At 42.1% G+C, this 14,681-nt stretch carries 17 protein-coding genes; 6 read left to right on the plus strand and 11 right to left on the minus strand.

Annotated features, from left to right (window positions below; all coding sequences use genetic code 11):
- Nucleotides 1-49: 49 nt before the first annotated feature.
- Nucleotides 50-955 (minus strand): tyrosine-type recombinase/integrase, encoded by a 906-nt coding sequence (locus MKY99_RS16215; protein ID WP_076283590.1) that lies wholly within the window; start codon nt 953-955, stop codon nt 50-52.
- Between the two features lie 63 nt (nt 956-1,018).
- Nucleotides 1,019-1,915, minus strand: a complete 897-nt coding sequence (locus MKY99_RS16220) for a LysR family transcriptional regulator (protein ID WP_339264988.1) — start codon at nt 1,913-1,915, stop codon at nt 1,019-1,021.
- 127 nt (nt 1,916-2,042) lie between these two features.
- Here MKY99_RS16220 and MKY99_RS16225 point away from each other — a divergent pair, with 127 nt between their 5' ends.
- Together MKY99_RS16225 and MKY99_RS16230 are read left to right on the plus strand one after the other, a co-directional pair.
- Nucleotides 2,043-3,365, plus strand: coding sequence for an amino acid permease (locus tag MKY99_RS16225; protein ID WP_339264990.1), 1,323 nt, complete (start codon nt 2,043-2,045; stop codon nt 3,363-3,365).
- An 87-nt stretch (nt 3,366-3,452) separates the two neighbouring features.
- A complete protein-coding gene (locus MKY99_RS16230; protein WP_339264992.1) occupies nt 3,453-4,409 on the plus strand; it encodes an alpha/beta hydrolase in 957 nt (318 codons plus the stop codon).
- Nucleotides 4,410-4,648: 239 nt separating this feature from the next.
- Here MKY99_RS16230 and MKY99_RS16235 read toward each other — a convergent pair whose 3' ends face one another.
- The 4 genes from MKY99_RS16235 to MKY99_RS16250 form a co-directional block, all read right to left on the minus strand.
- Complete coding sequence (locus tag MKY99_RS16235) at nt 4,649-5,026, minus strand: spore germination protein GerPE (protein ID WP_339264994.1); 378 nt, start codon at nt 5,024-5,026, stop codon at nt 4,649-4,651.
- A gap of 159 nt (nt 5,027-5,185) precedes the next feature.
- Entirely contained in the window at nt 5,186-5,806 is a 621-nt protein-coding gene (gerPC, locus tag MKY99_RS16240) for a spore germination protein GerPC (protein ID WP_339264995.1), read from the minus strand.
- 48 nt (nt 5,807-5,854) lie between these two features.
- Nucleotides 5,855-6,076, minus strand: coding sequence for a spore germination protein GerPB (locus tag MKY99_RS16245; protein ID WP_339264997.1), 222 nt, complete (start codon nt 6,074-6,076; stop codon nt 5,855-5,857).
- Nucleotides 6,077-6,088: 12 nt separating this feature from the next.
- Nucleotides 6,089-6,313: a spore germination protein gene (locus MKY99_RS16250; RefSeq protein ID WP_036687577.1), complete on the minus strand. Its 225-nt coding sequence runs from the start codon at nt 6,311-6,313 to the stop codon at nt 6,089-6,091.
- A gap of 115 nt (nt 6,314-6,428) precedes the next feature.
- Here MKY99_RS16250 and MKY99_RS16255 point away from each other — a divergent pair, with 115 nt between their 5' ends.
- Nucleotides 6,429-6,887 (plus strand): Hsp20/alpha crystallin family protein, encoded by a 459-nt coding sequence (locus tag MKY99_RS16255; RefSeq protein ID WP_339264999.1) that lies wholly within the window; start codon nt 6,429-6,431, stop codon nt 6,885-6,887.
- Nucleotides 6,888-7,124: 237 nt separating this feature from the next.
- Nucleotides 7,125-7,301 carry a hypothetical protein gene (locus tag MKY99_RS16260; protein WP_339241515.1) on the plus strand — a complete coding sequence of 59 codons (177 nt, stop codon included), beginning with the start codon at nt 7,125-7,127 and terminating at the stop codon, nt 7,299-7,301.
- 131 nt (nt 7,302-7,432) lie between these two features.
- On the opposite strand, the gene MKY99_RS16265 is transcribed toward MKY99_RS16260, so the two are convergent.
- Complete coding sequence (locus tag MKY99_RS16265; RefSeq protein ID WP_339265001.1) at nt 7,433-8,371, minus strand: GNAT family N-acetyltransferase; 939 nt, start codon at nt 8,369-8,371, stop codon at nt 7,433-7,435.
- A 148-nt stretch (nt 8,372-8,519) separates the two neighbouring features.
- On the opposite strand from MKY99_RS16265, the gene MKY99_RS16270 reads away from it, so the two are divergent.
- Together MKY99_RS16270 and MKY99_RS16275 are read left to right on the plus strand one after the other, a co-directional pair.
- Entirely contained in the window at nt 8,520-8,915 is a 396-nt protein-coding gene (locus tag MKY99_RS16270) for a hypothetical protein (protein WP_339265003.1), read from the plus strand.
- Between the two features lie 288 nt (nt 8,916-9,203).
- Entirely contained in the window at nt 9,204-9,410 is a 207-nt protein-coding gene (locus MKY99_RS16275; protein WP_339265005.1) for a transposase, read from the plus strand.
- 319 nt (nt 9,411-9,729) lie between these two features.
- On the opposite strand, the gene MKY99_RS16280 is transcribed toward MKY99_RS16275, so the two are convergent.
- The 4 genes from MKY99_RS16280 to MKY99_RS16295 form a co-directional block, all read right to left on the minus strand.
- Nucleotides 9,730-10,407, minus strand: coding sequence for a stalk domain-containing protein (locus tag MKY99_RS16280; protein WP_339265007.1), 678 nt, complete (start codon nt 10,405-10,407; stop codon nt 9,730-9,732).
- A gap of 756 nt (nt 10,408-11,163) precedes the next feature.
- Complete coding sequence (locus MKY99_RS16285; protein WP_042188733.1) at nt 11,164-11,577, minus strand: VOC family protein; 414 nt, start codon at nt 11,575-11,577, stop codon at nt 11,164-11,166.
- 34 nt (nt 11,578-11,611) lie between these two features.
- Nucleotides 11,612-12,535, minus strand: a complete 924-nt coding sequence (locus tag MKY99_RS16290; RefSeq protein ID WP_339265009.1) for a ketopantoate reductase family protein — start codon at nt 12,533-12,535, stop codon at nt 11,612-11,614.
- A gap of 287 nt (nt 12,536-12,822) precedes the next feature.
- Nucleotides 12,823-14,598 carry an ABC transporter substrate-binding protein gene (locus MKY99_RS16295; RefSeq protein WP_339265011.1) on the minus strand — a complete coding sequence of 592 codons (1,776 nt, stop codon included), beginning with the start codon at nt 14,596-14,598 and terminating at the stop codon, nt 12,823-12,825.
- Between the last annotated feature and the right edge of the window lie 83 nt (nt 14,599-14,681).

The following is a 14,681-nucleotide window of genomic DNA, read 5'->3' on the forward strand; positions in this document are numbered from 1 at the left end:
GGCCGGGGATAGCCCCTTTTTCACGAAAAGAATTGCACTTTGAATTCTATCAAATCTGGACTTGCAATTTCGACATGGCTTCTTCCTTCTCACGGCTCGTGATATGCGTGTAAACCGTTGTTGTCTGAATGGAAGAGTGCCCCAGCAGCTCCTGAACCGTCCTCAGATCCGCACCTTTTCGTAGCAGCATGGTAGCGAAGGAATGTCGTAGCTTATGGCTGGAATAGGGTCGACGTTGTGCAGCAGGCACATCCCTTTGGAAACGATCGAAGGTGTCCGCAGCGATTTGCTGAATGCCACGTATGGACAGCCTGCGTCCTTTCTGTGAAATGAACATAGCTTCCTCTTTACTGCGCCAAGGATTTAATCGTTCTTCAATCGCCAGATCGAGAAAAGGTACCACATCCTCTGGAATCGGTACATTACGCCATTTACGTCCCTTACCGAACACTCGAAGGGAATGTCTTTCTACATTATAATCACTTAAATTAAGCGTGTGGACTTCCCCCACCCGAAGCCCCATATAGGACATCAGTAAAAAGACTGCTAAATTACGACCTTTGTATTTCCCATCTATAGAAGACAAAAATCGCCCCAGATCACCTTCATCTAAGTAGACCGGTTCGCGATTGATCTCAGTTTTAGATTTCTTAATCCCAGCTGCAGGATTGGTTAGAAGCAATTCCAGCTCAATTAATGCCTTAAAAAAACAGTTAATTGAGGCATGCTTCCGGTTACGGGTAGCATCACTTACTCCACGTTCACGCACTGACGTAAGAAAAGAAATAACATGTAGCTTCTTTACGGACTCTAGCTTTTTACCATTCAGACTTTCTAAAAACTGTTTTACATCCACTAAATAGGATTTCTGCGTATAGGGAGTGTAACCGGCATCCTTCATCCAGATTAAAAAAGCCTCAAGCCCCTCTTCGTAGTCTTCACTCCACTCATTCATGGCTTCGAGCCTCCCTTGTTTTCGACAATCTATTGTACCATAGAATAGCTACAAGAATTAAACTTAGCTGCTCCATTTTTCAGCATGCTTTTGTACAGCTTTTAAAAACTCTGTTAGAACAGGAGATTTCCATTTCTTATGATGATAGGCAATTTGAGTAGCCACACGCTGCGATTCATCATTCCAATTCAGCCTAGCTAACTTCCTTTCCGCTAATTCGTTGCTCACTGTAATCATTGGAATAAAAGCGATGCCTAGACCCGCCATAACACATTGCTTGATCGCCTCAATACTCCAAAACTCTAACGTAGGGTCCGGAAATACCCCGTGTCTGTTTAAATGATGTTCAAATAAAGTACGGTAGCTACAACCAGTTTCCGTATGCAATATCGTTTCTCCCTTAAGATGAACCGGTTCTACCACTGGAAGATTCAATAAGGGATGATCCGGCGGAGCGATCAGGGTCATTTGTTCATGCACCAGTGTTTCTATATTCAGATCTTTATCTTCCGTCTCTGGTTGCAGTAGGAAGGCCAAATCCAATTCACCGGATCGAACTAAATCCGTTAGCTCCCAGCAGGCCCCAGGCTTCAGAAGAATTTGGACCTTTGGATATTTCACGCGAAACTCCTTGATAATGCCTGGTAAACGAAAAGCAGCCAGGGATTCAGGTGCGCCAATGCGTAAAGACCCTGTTAGCTCACTCTCGGAGCGAAGAGCATCTTGCGCTAGAGAGTGCATTCTGGAGATCTCTTGAGCGAATGGGAGCAGACGGCGGCCTGCATCGGTTAGGATGATCCTTTTACTGATCCGATCAAATAAAGGCTGACCTATTTCAGTCTCTAATGCTTGGATCTGTGCGGTAATACTGGATTGTGCATAATCAAGCTTCTGTGCAGCGCGTGTGAAGCTACCCGTCTCCACTACGACTATAAAGGTAAAAAGATGACGTGATTCCATACGTGCCCCCTGAATAATAGTTACCCATCGGAATTTCGAATGGATACTATTCAAAAAATCTGTTTTTCCAATGGATCTATTATCTGCTACTCTATAACAAAAGACAATGAAAGCAGGATTAAAAATCATGAAAGATTCAAGTTCAACCACTTTACGAAGAAACATCGGCATGCCGCAAGCCATAGCTCTTTATATCGGCGCTGTATTGGGCTCGGGAGTCTTAATCGTTCCCGGACTGGCTGCAGAAATGGCAGGTCCCGCTTCATTGCTGGCATGGGGATTTATGACGCTGTTGATTTTGCCAATGGCCTTATCGATGGGCCTGCTCTCTGCCAAATTTCCTAACGCAGGAGGCGTGTCCCACTTCGTCACCCTTGCTTTCGGACCTAAAGCCGGATCTTTAGTGGGCTGGTTCTTCCTAATGTCCGTTCCGATTGGTGCGCCTGTCGCTGCGCTGACCGGAGCTGGTTATATGACAGCCGCAATGGGCTGGGATGAACCTGCGAGAATTACTATCGCTGCGGTGATGTTGGCCATTGGGCTAATTACAAACTGGATTGGTATGCAAGTGGCGGGAAAGGTACAAATTGCTGTAGTGATTGCGATTGTAGCTGTTCTCGTCTTCTCGTTTGCTACTGCGCTTCCTCGAATGGAGGTTGAACACTTCACTCCCTTTGCCCCACACGGATGGATGAGCATTGGACAGGCTGCAGCAATTCTATTTTGGTGTTTTATTGGTTGGGAAGCTGTCTCACATCTCTCTGAGGAGTTCAAAGATCCACAACGTGCTGCAGTTAAAGGTGTGACCATCGCTGCTATTATTGTAGGTGTTCTATATTTCTTATCCGCTTTAGCAACGGTTGGCACACAAAGCTACCTTAAAGGTGGGTCGAGCACTTCACTTGTCTGGATCATCAGCCAGCCCCTTGGACGCTGGGGAGGATTTATCGCAGGACTTACAGGTCTCTTCATCTGTACCGCCACCATTATCGCTTATGCCGGTGCTGCCTCGCGTGTGGCTTATGCGTTATCACGTCAGGGCTATGCACCGCAATGGATGGGAAGACTATCCAAACCATATCATACCCCTATCGGTGGGATAGCTTTCCTGCTCCTCTGTTTTGTAACGGTCATGTCACTGTACAGCAGCGGATTGATATCTATCACTACTTTGATCCAGTTTCCAAATGCGACTTTTATCCTGTCTTATATCGGAGGTTGTGCTGCGGGGATACGCCTACTTAAGGGAAGTAGATTAGGCGTAACGATTAGCTGGATCTCTTTTCTAGCTACCACCGCCGTGTTTCCTTTTACAGGCTGGGCAATAGGCTATCCGTTACTTATTACTTTGATGTTTATTTTGATCTTCCGTATCAAACATAAACAAACGGTTGCTGGAATAAGGGATTTAAAAAGTGAAATTCGTGAGGATCAACAAAAAGCATTGTAAGACTCATATCGTTTCAGCATTCGTTTAGATGGTTATGGTATGAAGAGGGTAAACTATACTATGACCAGATAAAGGAGACGATACATCATGTCAAATCAACCAAAGATCATTCTTGAGCCAGCAGCGCAGAAATTTGCTGATGATAATTCCAAACCTCCGTTCCTTCCTGATCTTGGACCAGAAAAAGGCCGTGAGACGGTAGATACTGTACAATCCAGTGAGATATATAAACCTGAAGTCGAAATTGAAGATCTTATGGTGCCAGGAGGACCTAATGGTAATGTTTCCATAAGAATTGTCCGGCCCCCTAGCTCCTCTTCCGCGTCGTTGCCAGTGATCCTTTACATTCATGGTGCTGGCTGGGTGTTTGGTAATGCACATACCCATGACCGCTTGATCCGTGAACTAGCTGTCGGAGCGGAGGCTGCCATTGTTTTTCCAAATTACAGCCTCTCTCCAGAAGCTAAATATCCTACAGCAATTGAAGAAATCTATGCTGTTCTGAAATGGATCGCTGCACAGGGTAGTGAACATGCACTTGATGCTAGCAAGCTATCCATAGGCGGTGATAGTGTCGGTGGAAATATGGCAGCCGCCATTACGCTTATGGCTAAAGAACGCAGTGGCCCGAAGATAGGGAAACAACTTTTGTTCTATCCGGTAACGGATGCCTCCTTTGATACCGAATCTTATCATGAATTCGCCGAAGGATACTTCTTGCAGCGTGATGGAATGAAATGGTTCTGGGATCAATATACAACTGACCCTGAGGAGCGGAAGCAGATCACAGCTTCCCCGCTTCGAGCTAGTGTAGATCAGTTACGCGATCTACCTGAAGCACTAGTCATAACGGGTGAAGCAGATGTTCTACGTGATGAAGGTGAAGCTTATGCCGCCAAATTACGTGAAGCTGGAGTCACAGTCACGGCAGTTCGTTTTCAAGGGATCATACATGATTTCGTGATGCTTAATCCTTTAGCTGAAACCAATGCCAAAAAAGCCGCCATCAAGCTGGCGACTACATGGCTTCGCGAAGGTTTCTAAATAAATATGTTCGTTCACCAAATTAGAGAAAGCCTGCAAATGTGCAGGCTTTCTCTAATTATAAGTTTAATGCTATATCTATAGCAGAATACCTTTGATAGCCCTCCTTTTCGTAGCTCGAAGCTCCCTTATTTGTGATAAGTACTTTCTTATAGGACAGTACCTTAAATTAGTTTACATAATAATGATTATGTAAACTAATTTATTTTTACAAAATAAGTATCAACAAATATGCCAAATTACCCCTCATCTTCTGAAGCTATTTCCCGCTTGAACTCACTGGTTCGACTCTCCAGATGAACTGAGCTACCATTTCCAATCTGAAAGGTCGTTCCAGAGCCAATCGATAAGATTTTAATAAATTTAATATTAATGCTTGATTCCTCAGAATCATTTAAAATCTCAACATCATCATTCACTTGGTTCGACCAGGTCGCAAGAGGGATGTCTAAACGTAAAGCCTCTCTATTATTGCTATTAATCTCTTGTATGTTATATAGGTAATTTTCTTTACTGCCCACGAATTTGGACTGAATCCGCTCTACAGATCCACATAAGAAAATCGAACTGTCAGACAGATTATTAATGTATACATCTTGTATACGCGAGTTGTGCATTGTTAACTGCCTTTTTTGACTTGATCCGAAGCACTCGGAGTATATTCTATCACGCTGTCAAACGCCGAAGAACAGTTAATCGTCTGTGTATCCCCTACTAAAAATACTGAAGAACCTGATATCGAAACCACTTTTACTGCGTTTACATTTATGTCTCTATTAATCACGGTTACTTTCATGCGGCTCCCGCCTTCCAGTTATGTTTTTTTCCAAATGCCGTTCTACCGCCGTAACAATATCTCGTTTGATTTGTTCAACAATAGAAGCACTTTCCTCTTCTGTGTATCCACGCCCTTCTTCAGCGGCAGGAAGCTGGCTTACATACTCGTTAATCCGGCCATCCATCTGATTCAGCAGATCCTGGGTTACCATTTGGATATACTGCTCATCAATACTTAAGTTCTGCTCTTTTTCTAAGCGTGAAAATTGAAAAGGAACTTCCTCTTGCACATACTTCAGAATCTCTGGACGGATTTTATCCGATAATGCAGATGCAGTTGGTGTCCCTCCCTCTTGCTCCCCAATAGGCTTACCATTGATCATCGCTTCATCCAGATTATTTCCCTCATTTGGTGTAATGCCTATATTTAAAGTGCCTTCCAGCTTCTCGATTTTCAATTGTTCAAAATGATAATTTATAGGACCTATACTTGCAGTTTTATTGTTCTTTATGCTGTCTACGTCCCCTTTTAAATCTTGGAGTTGTTTCTCTAGCAGTTGAATCTTTTCTGCTTGTACTCTTAGTGCATTAAAGACTTGCTGAACATAATACGGGTGCATACAACCCCCTCCTATGGTTTATTGTATGCGAAGGATAAGAGCCTAATTCTAGCGTGTATATAGTTCAGTTGGTGGAGGCAAGGGTACAAGAGGTGAATCACTTACCGCTGGTGATGGCGCAGGAGGAGATACTGGAACGTCACTAGACTGATAACTATGAGACAAGGCATTAATTCGGCCGGAAGTACCGATCTGCAAAACCGATGAATTTGAGATCGTACCAATTTTCAGATGATTGACCGATATGCACTGATACACCGTAATATTCATGTAAACCCACCCTTAAGGAGGCGATACTTGATCCACCACATCTGAATCCATCGTGTTCGTACTGCTGGCTGCATTATTCGTAATGTTTGTACCTATGGAGTCACCTATGGAGAAGGAGTTGGCACCGGCATAGATTTTGGAGTTACTGCTCAAGATAACGGATGCCGTATTTCCTACTAAGACTGTGGAACTGGGGCCTACGCTGTTAATTTTAATATTGCCGATGATTGAAACCACCAAACCACTCCTCCCTTCGGAATGATAACCTATTCTATGTAGATATCCGCCCAGATGTCACTGAATAAGTCATACGCCCATACAATGGATTAAAAATGAAGGAGGTTGAGCGTTCATGAGTCCGAATAAATCAAACCCTTTAGATTGGATGAACGAAGATCCCTTTTTTAAGAAAAAGTTATCCTTAAAGTCACTTGAAGAGCAATGGAAGCTGGATCCAAGCCAGATCGATGGCTATGTTGAAAAAATAATCAAAGAAGCTACTGCAGCGACCTCTTCGTCATTTACGAACGAAACCTCAAGTCTTCAATTTGAGCATCTGGACACACATAATTATTTGATCACTAAAATCCGTATTCCAAGTGGAATTCACCCCGAAAGTATTTGGGCACAAATCAACCGAACACAAATCAAATTAAGCGGTCTCGGAAAAGATCATAACGAGATCATCCCACTCCCCATTCCAGTCAATCCGGATCAGAGCAGAGGCACTTATAAACAAGGCTCATTGCAATTCAGAATGCCGAAAATGTCAGCAGGTAAATTTAGAGATATCGACATCCGTTATTTATAAAAAAATCCTTAAAACCCCTCCTTTTTGCTCGTCCAAGTGGCGATCTCTCCTCAAAAAAACGTCTTAAATCTAAAACAGCGTATAATTTAAGTTATGCGCTGTTTTTTTAGGGCGTTTTTTGCCCTTTTTATCCTTAATTTTGTCTGCAATCACAAAGGAATTTATAAGCTTCATTCTCCGAACTTTAAGGTTCCCTCGCTCATAAGATAGGGTATCAATCGCAAAGGTGGGCTATTTATGTCCAAAAACAAGCGCGGCAAAGCACTCTGGCGTATGCCATCCCGAAGCAGAGGAACATGTCTGATCTGCGGCAGCACTCGTATTAAGCTTTTGTACATCGGAAAAGGACTTTCTGGCGAAAAGGTTAACGTGTGTAAGAAATGCGAGGGTAAACAAGTAACTAACAGTAACTGAACAAAATTGTTCAGAGGATTTCCAGTCATCATTTATTACAAGGAGAACGGATTACTAAAAAAGTGCAATCCTGTCATCGAACCTCGATGAAACTGAATCACACTTTGCTTAGTAATCCTCCACTTCAAAAACTATAGGAGTTCTATACGATACCTTCTTTCCTCACTCGATAAACTGAATCCGACAGATTCATAAAGATGCAATGCAGAATCATTATCTGTTAACACCATTAAATAAGCTTCTTCAAGTCCATGTGTTCTGAAATATTTTAACGCTTGAGAAAGCATGTACGTAGCAATCCCAAATCTTCTCCACGGCTCAAGAACAAAAACATTTTCAATATACCCACTATTCTCTTCCTGCCATACCATCAAGCTGCCTACAACCCTCTCTCCTTCTCGAACAACCATAGAGTTCCAAAGCGGATTTTGCTTAAACTGAGATAGTCGTTCTTTCCCAAGTGGGGTTTCTGGCCAAACCTCTGCTTCCAATTCTAAATAAAGATCTTCTTCTTGTGGCGTCTCCATCATCCAAGTTGCAAATTCAAATTCCTTTTTCAGTTCAGGTACGGTGTAGGAATGATCAAGAGTATGATTCATTTTAAATAAGCTATTGAATTGACAGAAGCCCTTTTCTTTTTCAAAAAATTGCGTATTTGCGATCTCTGATGCGTTATTCCCGACACATAGCGTCGTTTTGTACGCTGTTGATAAAGTTTCCTTCAATTCAAGTGCTCTCAAGAGGAGCGTTTGATACATGCTCTCTAATAAATCGTAGTCTTCTGCTCGTTCAGGTATTGTTTTCAAATTCAAATAGATCGAATGTCTGCTTTCCTTTGAACGCCCAGGCGGCACAATATTTATGATCTCTACTTGACCTTTGGCAACCATTTTTCCATTTTCAAAGGCGCAGTACACATTCTCCCAGTTTTCCTTATCGCCAACCCACCAAAAAACAGCATTTCCCCGCGAAGTAACCGAGTTATATAACTCACCCAGTAATGGCATGTCCCCTTGTTCAAAATGACGAATCGTTATTCCTTCTGATGAAAGAATCGTAGATTTTGTCAAAACAAAACCCCTTTTCATATAAATTTTGGCATACATTAAGGGTAGCACAACTCTTCCAATTTCACTTGTTAATGAATAGTTATAATTAATTCTTATATACCGTAACATTTATCGAGTGAACCCTGTCTTACTTACATAGGGGGACTAAATGATGAAGAGACGATTTTTTATAGGTATTGCTATATTTTCATTAGGTATTGTGATAGCTTTCGGGATCGGTACGATATCAAATATCCTAACTCCATTTAAGAATTTCTTACTCACTGTTGATAATCAGTCGGATGATGAAATTAGCTCTATTGAAATAGGTTTAATCCATATGGATTCTAAGGAATTATTTACAGATCCCATCAAGAAAGGTGAAACAAAAAAGTTCAAACCTACATTGAGCTTAAGTGGTGAAGGTTCTATATACCTTAAGTATACTAACGCAAAAGGACAATCCACCCAAGAAACTGTATGCGGTTATACAGAGTATCTATCTGGTTATTCAACTGTCACCATTACTAATGAGGGCACAACTATAGTTCAGCAATGTAATTAAATCCTTTCTTCTAAGGGGCTGTCCCAAAAGCCATGAAACGGATGCTTAGGAGATCCCTTGTTTTTGGAGTCGGATAGACGGTTGCGCTCCATAAGGACGCTCCGCGAACGGTCCGTTGTTCCAATCGCTGTTGTGTCCAGATTTTTTTCAATTTTCCTTAGCGGATAAAATCCGGAAACAAAGGCGACCGCTATCGCTTTTCCACAATCAGTCCGTTCTCTCCGCTGTGTAGGCGGGAAATGGACTACAATATTTATAAAAACGCAAAAAAACCTCTCTTTTGGTAAAATGGAGTTACCATACAACTATTTCAAAGAAGAGGTTTCTTTTGAACATTCAGTATACCAAGCTCAGGAAATCCTGCGAAGCGAAGAAGACTATGCTTTGTCCGTACGTCGAATGATAGAACTAGAGAGTATGTTTGGACAACTAAAGAACAATCGGAGCTTCCGGCGATTTCTGCTTCGCGGCATGTGTTCGAAGAAAATAAATTAGTAGACTGAGTAACGTCCCTTTAAATGGCTACCGGCGAACACATTCTTGTCGTCGGCATACCGATCGCGGCCCGTCCCGTTGCATCCGAAAGAACCATGAGCACGAGTTGCAGGCGCGCTGCTCAGCCGTTTGCTAATCGCCATGCCAGTCTACAACTTTATTTTTCGAGTCGACACATACCCTCTAAGCATGTCCACATATAACGAAAGATGGATTTAAATCTCTCTATAGCAAAAGAACGAGAAAAAATCCAATGTAACCTCACGTGAAAATAAGCCCACTACGCCTATTCGGGCATTGTGGGCTTCGCTGCTTAATCTTACTTGTATATTGAAGTATCTAGCGGAATAATGAACCCGCCGTCAACAGCTTGTGTCACATTTATTGCGATGGTCTTTACTCCAGAAATATCTACTTCAATCGTCTGGAGATCACTATTAGGTGAAATCTTCTCTACTTTTTTAAGGAGCACATTCTTGTCATTATCCCTAATTTCAAGAGATTCCACTTCCTTGCCGACTGAAGCGAATTGTAGAACAAGCTTCTGATATTTGCCGTTAGGGCTGAGCGCGGTATATTTAATATTTGAATTAGGTGCGCTGTACAGAACTTCCTTATAATTTTTGCCGCCGTATTTGGTCAGTGTAGGGTCCTTGGTATACAGACTCGTGTTAAAATCCTCCTGCTTCACGGGAACGCCTGCCTGCTGTTCGCCAATAATCACCTCTTTGGCTGTCCCGTCATAATTCACCGGAACATCCAGAAGCTCAGAAACAGATCGTACCGGAAGATAAGTAGTTCCTTTATAAGTAATTGGAAGTACCGCTTTGCCATTGCCATCTTTGAGAGGGGTAATCTCCCCGTTCACTCTGATTTTTAAATCTCCGTTTAACAACGCTTTAATTTCTTGGAGCTGCGAGCTCGCGAAAGCACCTGTGCCCATGCCCACTAAAAGTATCATGGTACCGCATAAAGTCGTAACAACCTTCTTCTTCATTTCTGTTTTCCTCCTATTGGGATTTCTTCAAATCCAGGTATTCCGCAAACAACGGTTATTTGAGAGATAATCTCTCTGAAAGATGACGCTACATGTGGGATAGTCTCTGAAGAGTTGAATATTTTACCATATTATATCACAAAGCCCAATGCTTCATTTCCAATTCTCCCTTCTTCCAAGCTACTGATTAACCCAGCCCTTTCTAAAAGCATATAACTCTTCTTCTGTGTATTATCATCAAAACACGAAAAAAGGCGCTCCCGGCAGTAGTCCAGAAGCGCCTACTTCATTCCCATAGCAGTACCAACTACTCGCCAAATCCGCGGGCTGACTCTTTCAATTTTTGAATTAACTGACTCACTCGTCCCTGGGATACACCGATTAACTCGACCAACCTTCTTTGTGATGTAGCCGTTTACACTTTTAAGACCTCAACTAGTCGGACGAGCGTATCCTTGCTCAGCCGTTTGCTAATCGCCATGCCAGTCTACAATTTTATTTTTCGAGTCTAATACTTTATTTTCTTTTGACAGCATGGAAAAAGTGACGCTTGAGGTCGGTTGACTTTCACTTGCTATGACCATAAACAAAGAGCAGTAATTCTCCAGTGATGAGAGAATTGCTGCTCTTTTGACCTTTTTGCGGATTAAAAATGGAGAGTGGGCTATCAACTTTAATCGTAGAAAACCTACTTTTTCACTTGGAAAGTATGTCGGGTCAAACCCTAAAAGATTTGACCGCGCAACACTTCAATCGTTATGCATTCCCCGAAAAATTTAATTGCCAAGTCACGCCAAATCTATCCGCTACCCAGCCAAATTTCGGACTAAACGGATAGCTTCCAAGAGGCATTAGGACCTGTCCACCTTGCGCTAATGATTCGTAGACCCGATCAATTTCAGCTTCACTCTCACAATTTACATATAAGGATATCGCTGGAGTAAAGGTAAACCCGTGCTGAACATAACTATCTATACACATAAATACTTGTCCATGCATAGAAAAGGAAGCTTGCATTACACTCCCTTCAGGTCCTGCTTCATTCGCTCCATATCGCTTAATGCTAATAACTTCGGAATCATCAAACAAGGACGTATAGAAATTCATAGCTTCTTCTGCCTTACCTTCGAACATTAGAAAAGTCATGATCTTTTGATTCGTTTCCTTCATAATTGTCCAGCTCCTTATTGTGATTTAAAGTAGATCATTTCATATCATTAACGCTTTCGTATACTTTCAAACGGGCATACACGGTTTCGAGAACCGGATACGCGCCTTGACCCGGAACAGCCATAGCCAGAAGTGCCCCATGCAGATGGTCCGCTTCTACAGGTAGTTGCTTATGCATATCCCGATGCATGGATGAAGTAAATTCAGGTAACACAGAAAGCATCTTTTGCATCGTGGAAGCTATATTTTCCGGTCCCACAGGCATTCCAACATTTTGAGCCAAGCTAACAATCTCTTGAAGAAGCTGCTCATAGATTGCACGTGCTTTTGGGGAAGCAAAAATAGGCCCAACAGAGCTGTCCATTAAAGTGGTAATCCCACTTAGACTAGCTACAAATATATATTTCTGCCACACTTCGCGCTGAATGTCAGAACTTAATGTCACTGTGAATCCAGCATGATCCAAATGACTCAGAAGCAACTGTGTTCGTTCTGACTCACCACCTGCCCACTCACCAAACACTATACTATGGAACGAACTGCTTTGAACGATAGTACCTGCTGAATCTAGAGTTGTTTCTATATAACAAAGACCACCCAGTACATGTTCTGGGCCAAAACGCTTCTGCAAAATGCTAAATTGATCGTAACCATTGAGGAGCGGGAGGATCAGTGTATGTTCACCGACGTAGGGTTCAATGTCATTCATCACCTGAGGCAAATGGTATGCCTTGACCGCTATAATAATGCAGTCGAAGGGCTCTACTGCTTCCCTATTAGAAATCGTTCGTACAGAAGTCTGAAAATCCCCATGAACACTTTTTACAATCAAACCGTCCGCTTCTAACTGAATCTGTTTAGCATTTCGGACGAGAAAAGTAACATCTTCTCCTTTTTGAACTAGACGGCCCCCGAAATATCCACCTATAGCTCCTGCACCCACGATAAGAAAACGCATAATAATCTCCCCTTCTTTTCCCTTAATTTAAACAAACAAAAAGACCTTTTAGCTATCTGCTAAACAGGTCCGAAAGGCAAAAAAAGAGTCAAGTATCGACCGTTCTTTTGTCTCGGTCCTTACGGATCTGAGCAAAATCCAACGAGTTCACCTCCATGGCTACAAGTTAATTACTATTCATTTATTAAAACCTATTAGAGCACCATTCGATGATTTATCGATACAGCCTCCCTGGAAAGTATAGCAAAAGAAAACATTCCTGTACAAGCATATTTAGGTAACTCTCCTTAAAGACTAGTAGTTTTGATCCACAGTTTTGAGATATCCAGAAATCCGAATGAACTGGTGTGAAGTCCAAACAAGCTTTGATTTAGCTGCGCTTTTTTATTCATATGACAACCATATAGCACCCAATAATTGTCCCTAAGCACACCTTCTGCCTGATCCAGCAACTTTATTCTTTCTTCCTTTGAGGATTGCGTGAAATCGGTAAGTACATCTGAGAATAACAAGATCTGTTCATCTCTCAGCAGAGAAAAAAGATAATTAAGTTTATTATTAAAATAGTTAACCATTCCCCACTGCCAATCATCTTCAAGAACCTCTTCAGCAAGGAGGATTTCGGAGGTGTTCTTTATATTTGCTGAGTTAAACTCGTTGAATAAATACAGCTCAATATGCAGTCCTACTGAAGCAGCTCGTGCTTGAAGCCACAGGGCTTCTTCTCGCTCTTCTTTTTTATCTTTTGTGGCTAATCTTAAGGTCTCCCCCTGGTAGCCACTTGCCACTAGCAGCTCTCTCGCATGTTCCAGAGTAGGCTCAATAATACTTCTCTTACTGCTCTCCCAAGGTAAAAAGCTATCAGCAGGGGTACTACGGTTCCCTCCTAACTCCTTAATTAAGGCTTCTCGGCTGTAAAGGATTCGTATAGCCTGCCGGAATAGTTGGTGTTGATGAATTCCGTCTTTATGGAAATTGAACAAGAGATATCGGCATCCCAAGGCAGGGTAGTCAATACTGTGGTTACAGATGATATTAGGTAATAAACCTTCCTGAGCAGATTCAGGAAGTTCATACAATCGTTCATTTGAAGCTTGTTCTGGCAAATACCAGATTTCCACACGATCTAGTAGCGGGCGTATACCGTAATAATAGTCAAATGCCGCGAGGACTAGCACATCTTCATTAAGATCTAGTAAACGATAGGGCCCTGTTCCACTTACTTCATTTACAAGATCTACATCATGAGGAAGAATCGACATATGAATACAACTGAACATATGGAGAAAAAAGAGATTCGGACGAGACAGCTCAAACCTGATCCTGTGATCTCCTTCAAGCTCTACTCGTTCAATATCTTTGTACAAGCTCAACGCCGGACTGTTCAAGTCTATAAGTCGTTGAAATGTCTCTTTTACGTCTCTAGAGGTCATAGTCCTGCCGTGATGAAATCGCACACCTTTCCGTAGATAAAAAATATAACTAGTACAATCTTCATTGGCTTCCCACATATGCGCCAATCCGGGAAGAAAGGTATCACTTGCCGCATCATAGGTAACTAATGTGCTATAAATTTGTCCGAGTAAATAGGATTCAAACGCGGTATATACATAAGCTGGATCCAGCACTTCCATATGCCGGTTTCGTGTAATTCGCAAGACATCCAATCCTGATGTCGACTCCGTTTCACTACGGAAGCCCATCTGCTTATTTAACACCATTAATAACCGTTCCTTTAATGTGTCGCTAACCTGACCACGACTTAATAACTCTATAGCTTCCTTAATCTTCCCCTTATTAATCAGTTCCTGAAAGTTGTCCTCCAGCACCTCTTCAATCGTTCGAAGAAAAGTTAGCTGCGAGATATTTCCACGTCCTCTTCCAGGCTGCCAGTGTATAAAACCCTGCTCTTCAAGTTTTCGCAGAATAAACTTTACATTACGCGGAGTGCAGCACAGAATCGAAGCTAGTCTATCTATCGTCACAGGATTAGCTTCCCCTATATCTATTGAGGATGGGATGGCTATTGCTAAACATAAAAAATGATTACTAATATGGTCCACGATCGTTCACTCCTTTAAAGGTGAAACACAGTAAGTAATTCTTACACTTTTACTTCCCCCTTTTATCATTATAATTATACATA

It is taken from the genome of Paenibacillus sp. FSL R5-0470 (genome assembly GCF_037975205.1).
Lineage (GTDB): Bacteria > Bacillota > Bacilli > Paenibacillales > Paenibacillaceae > Paenibacillus_AQ.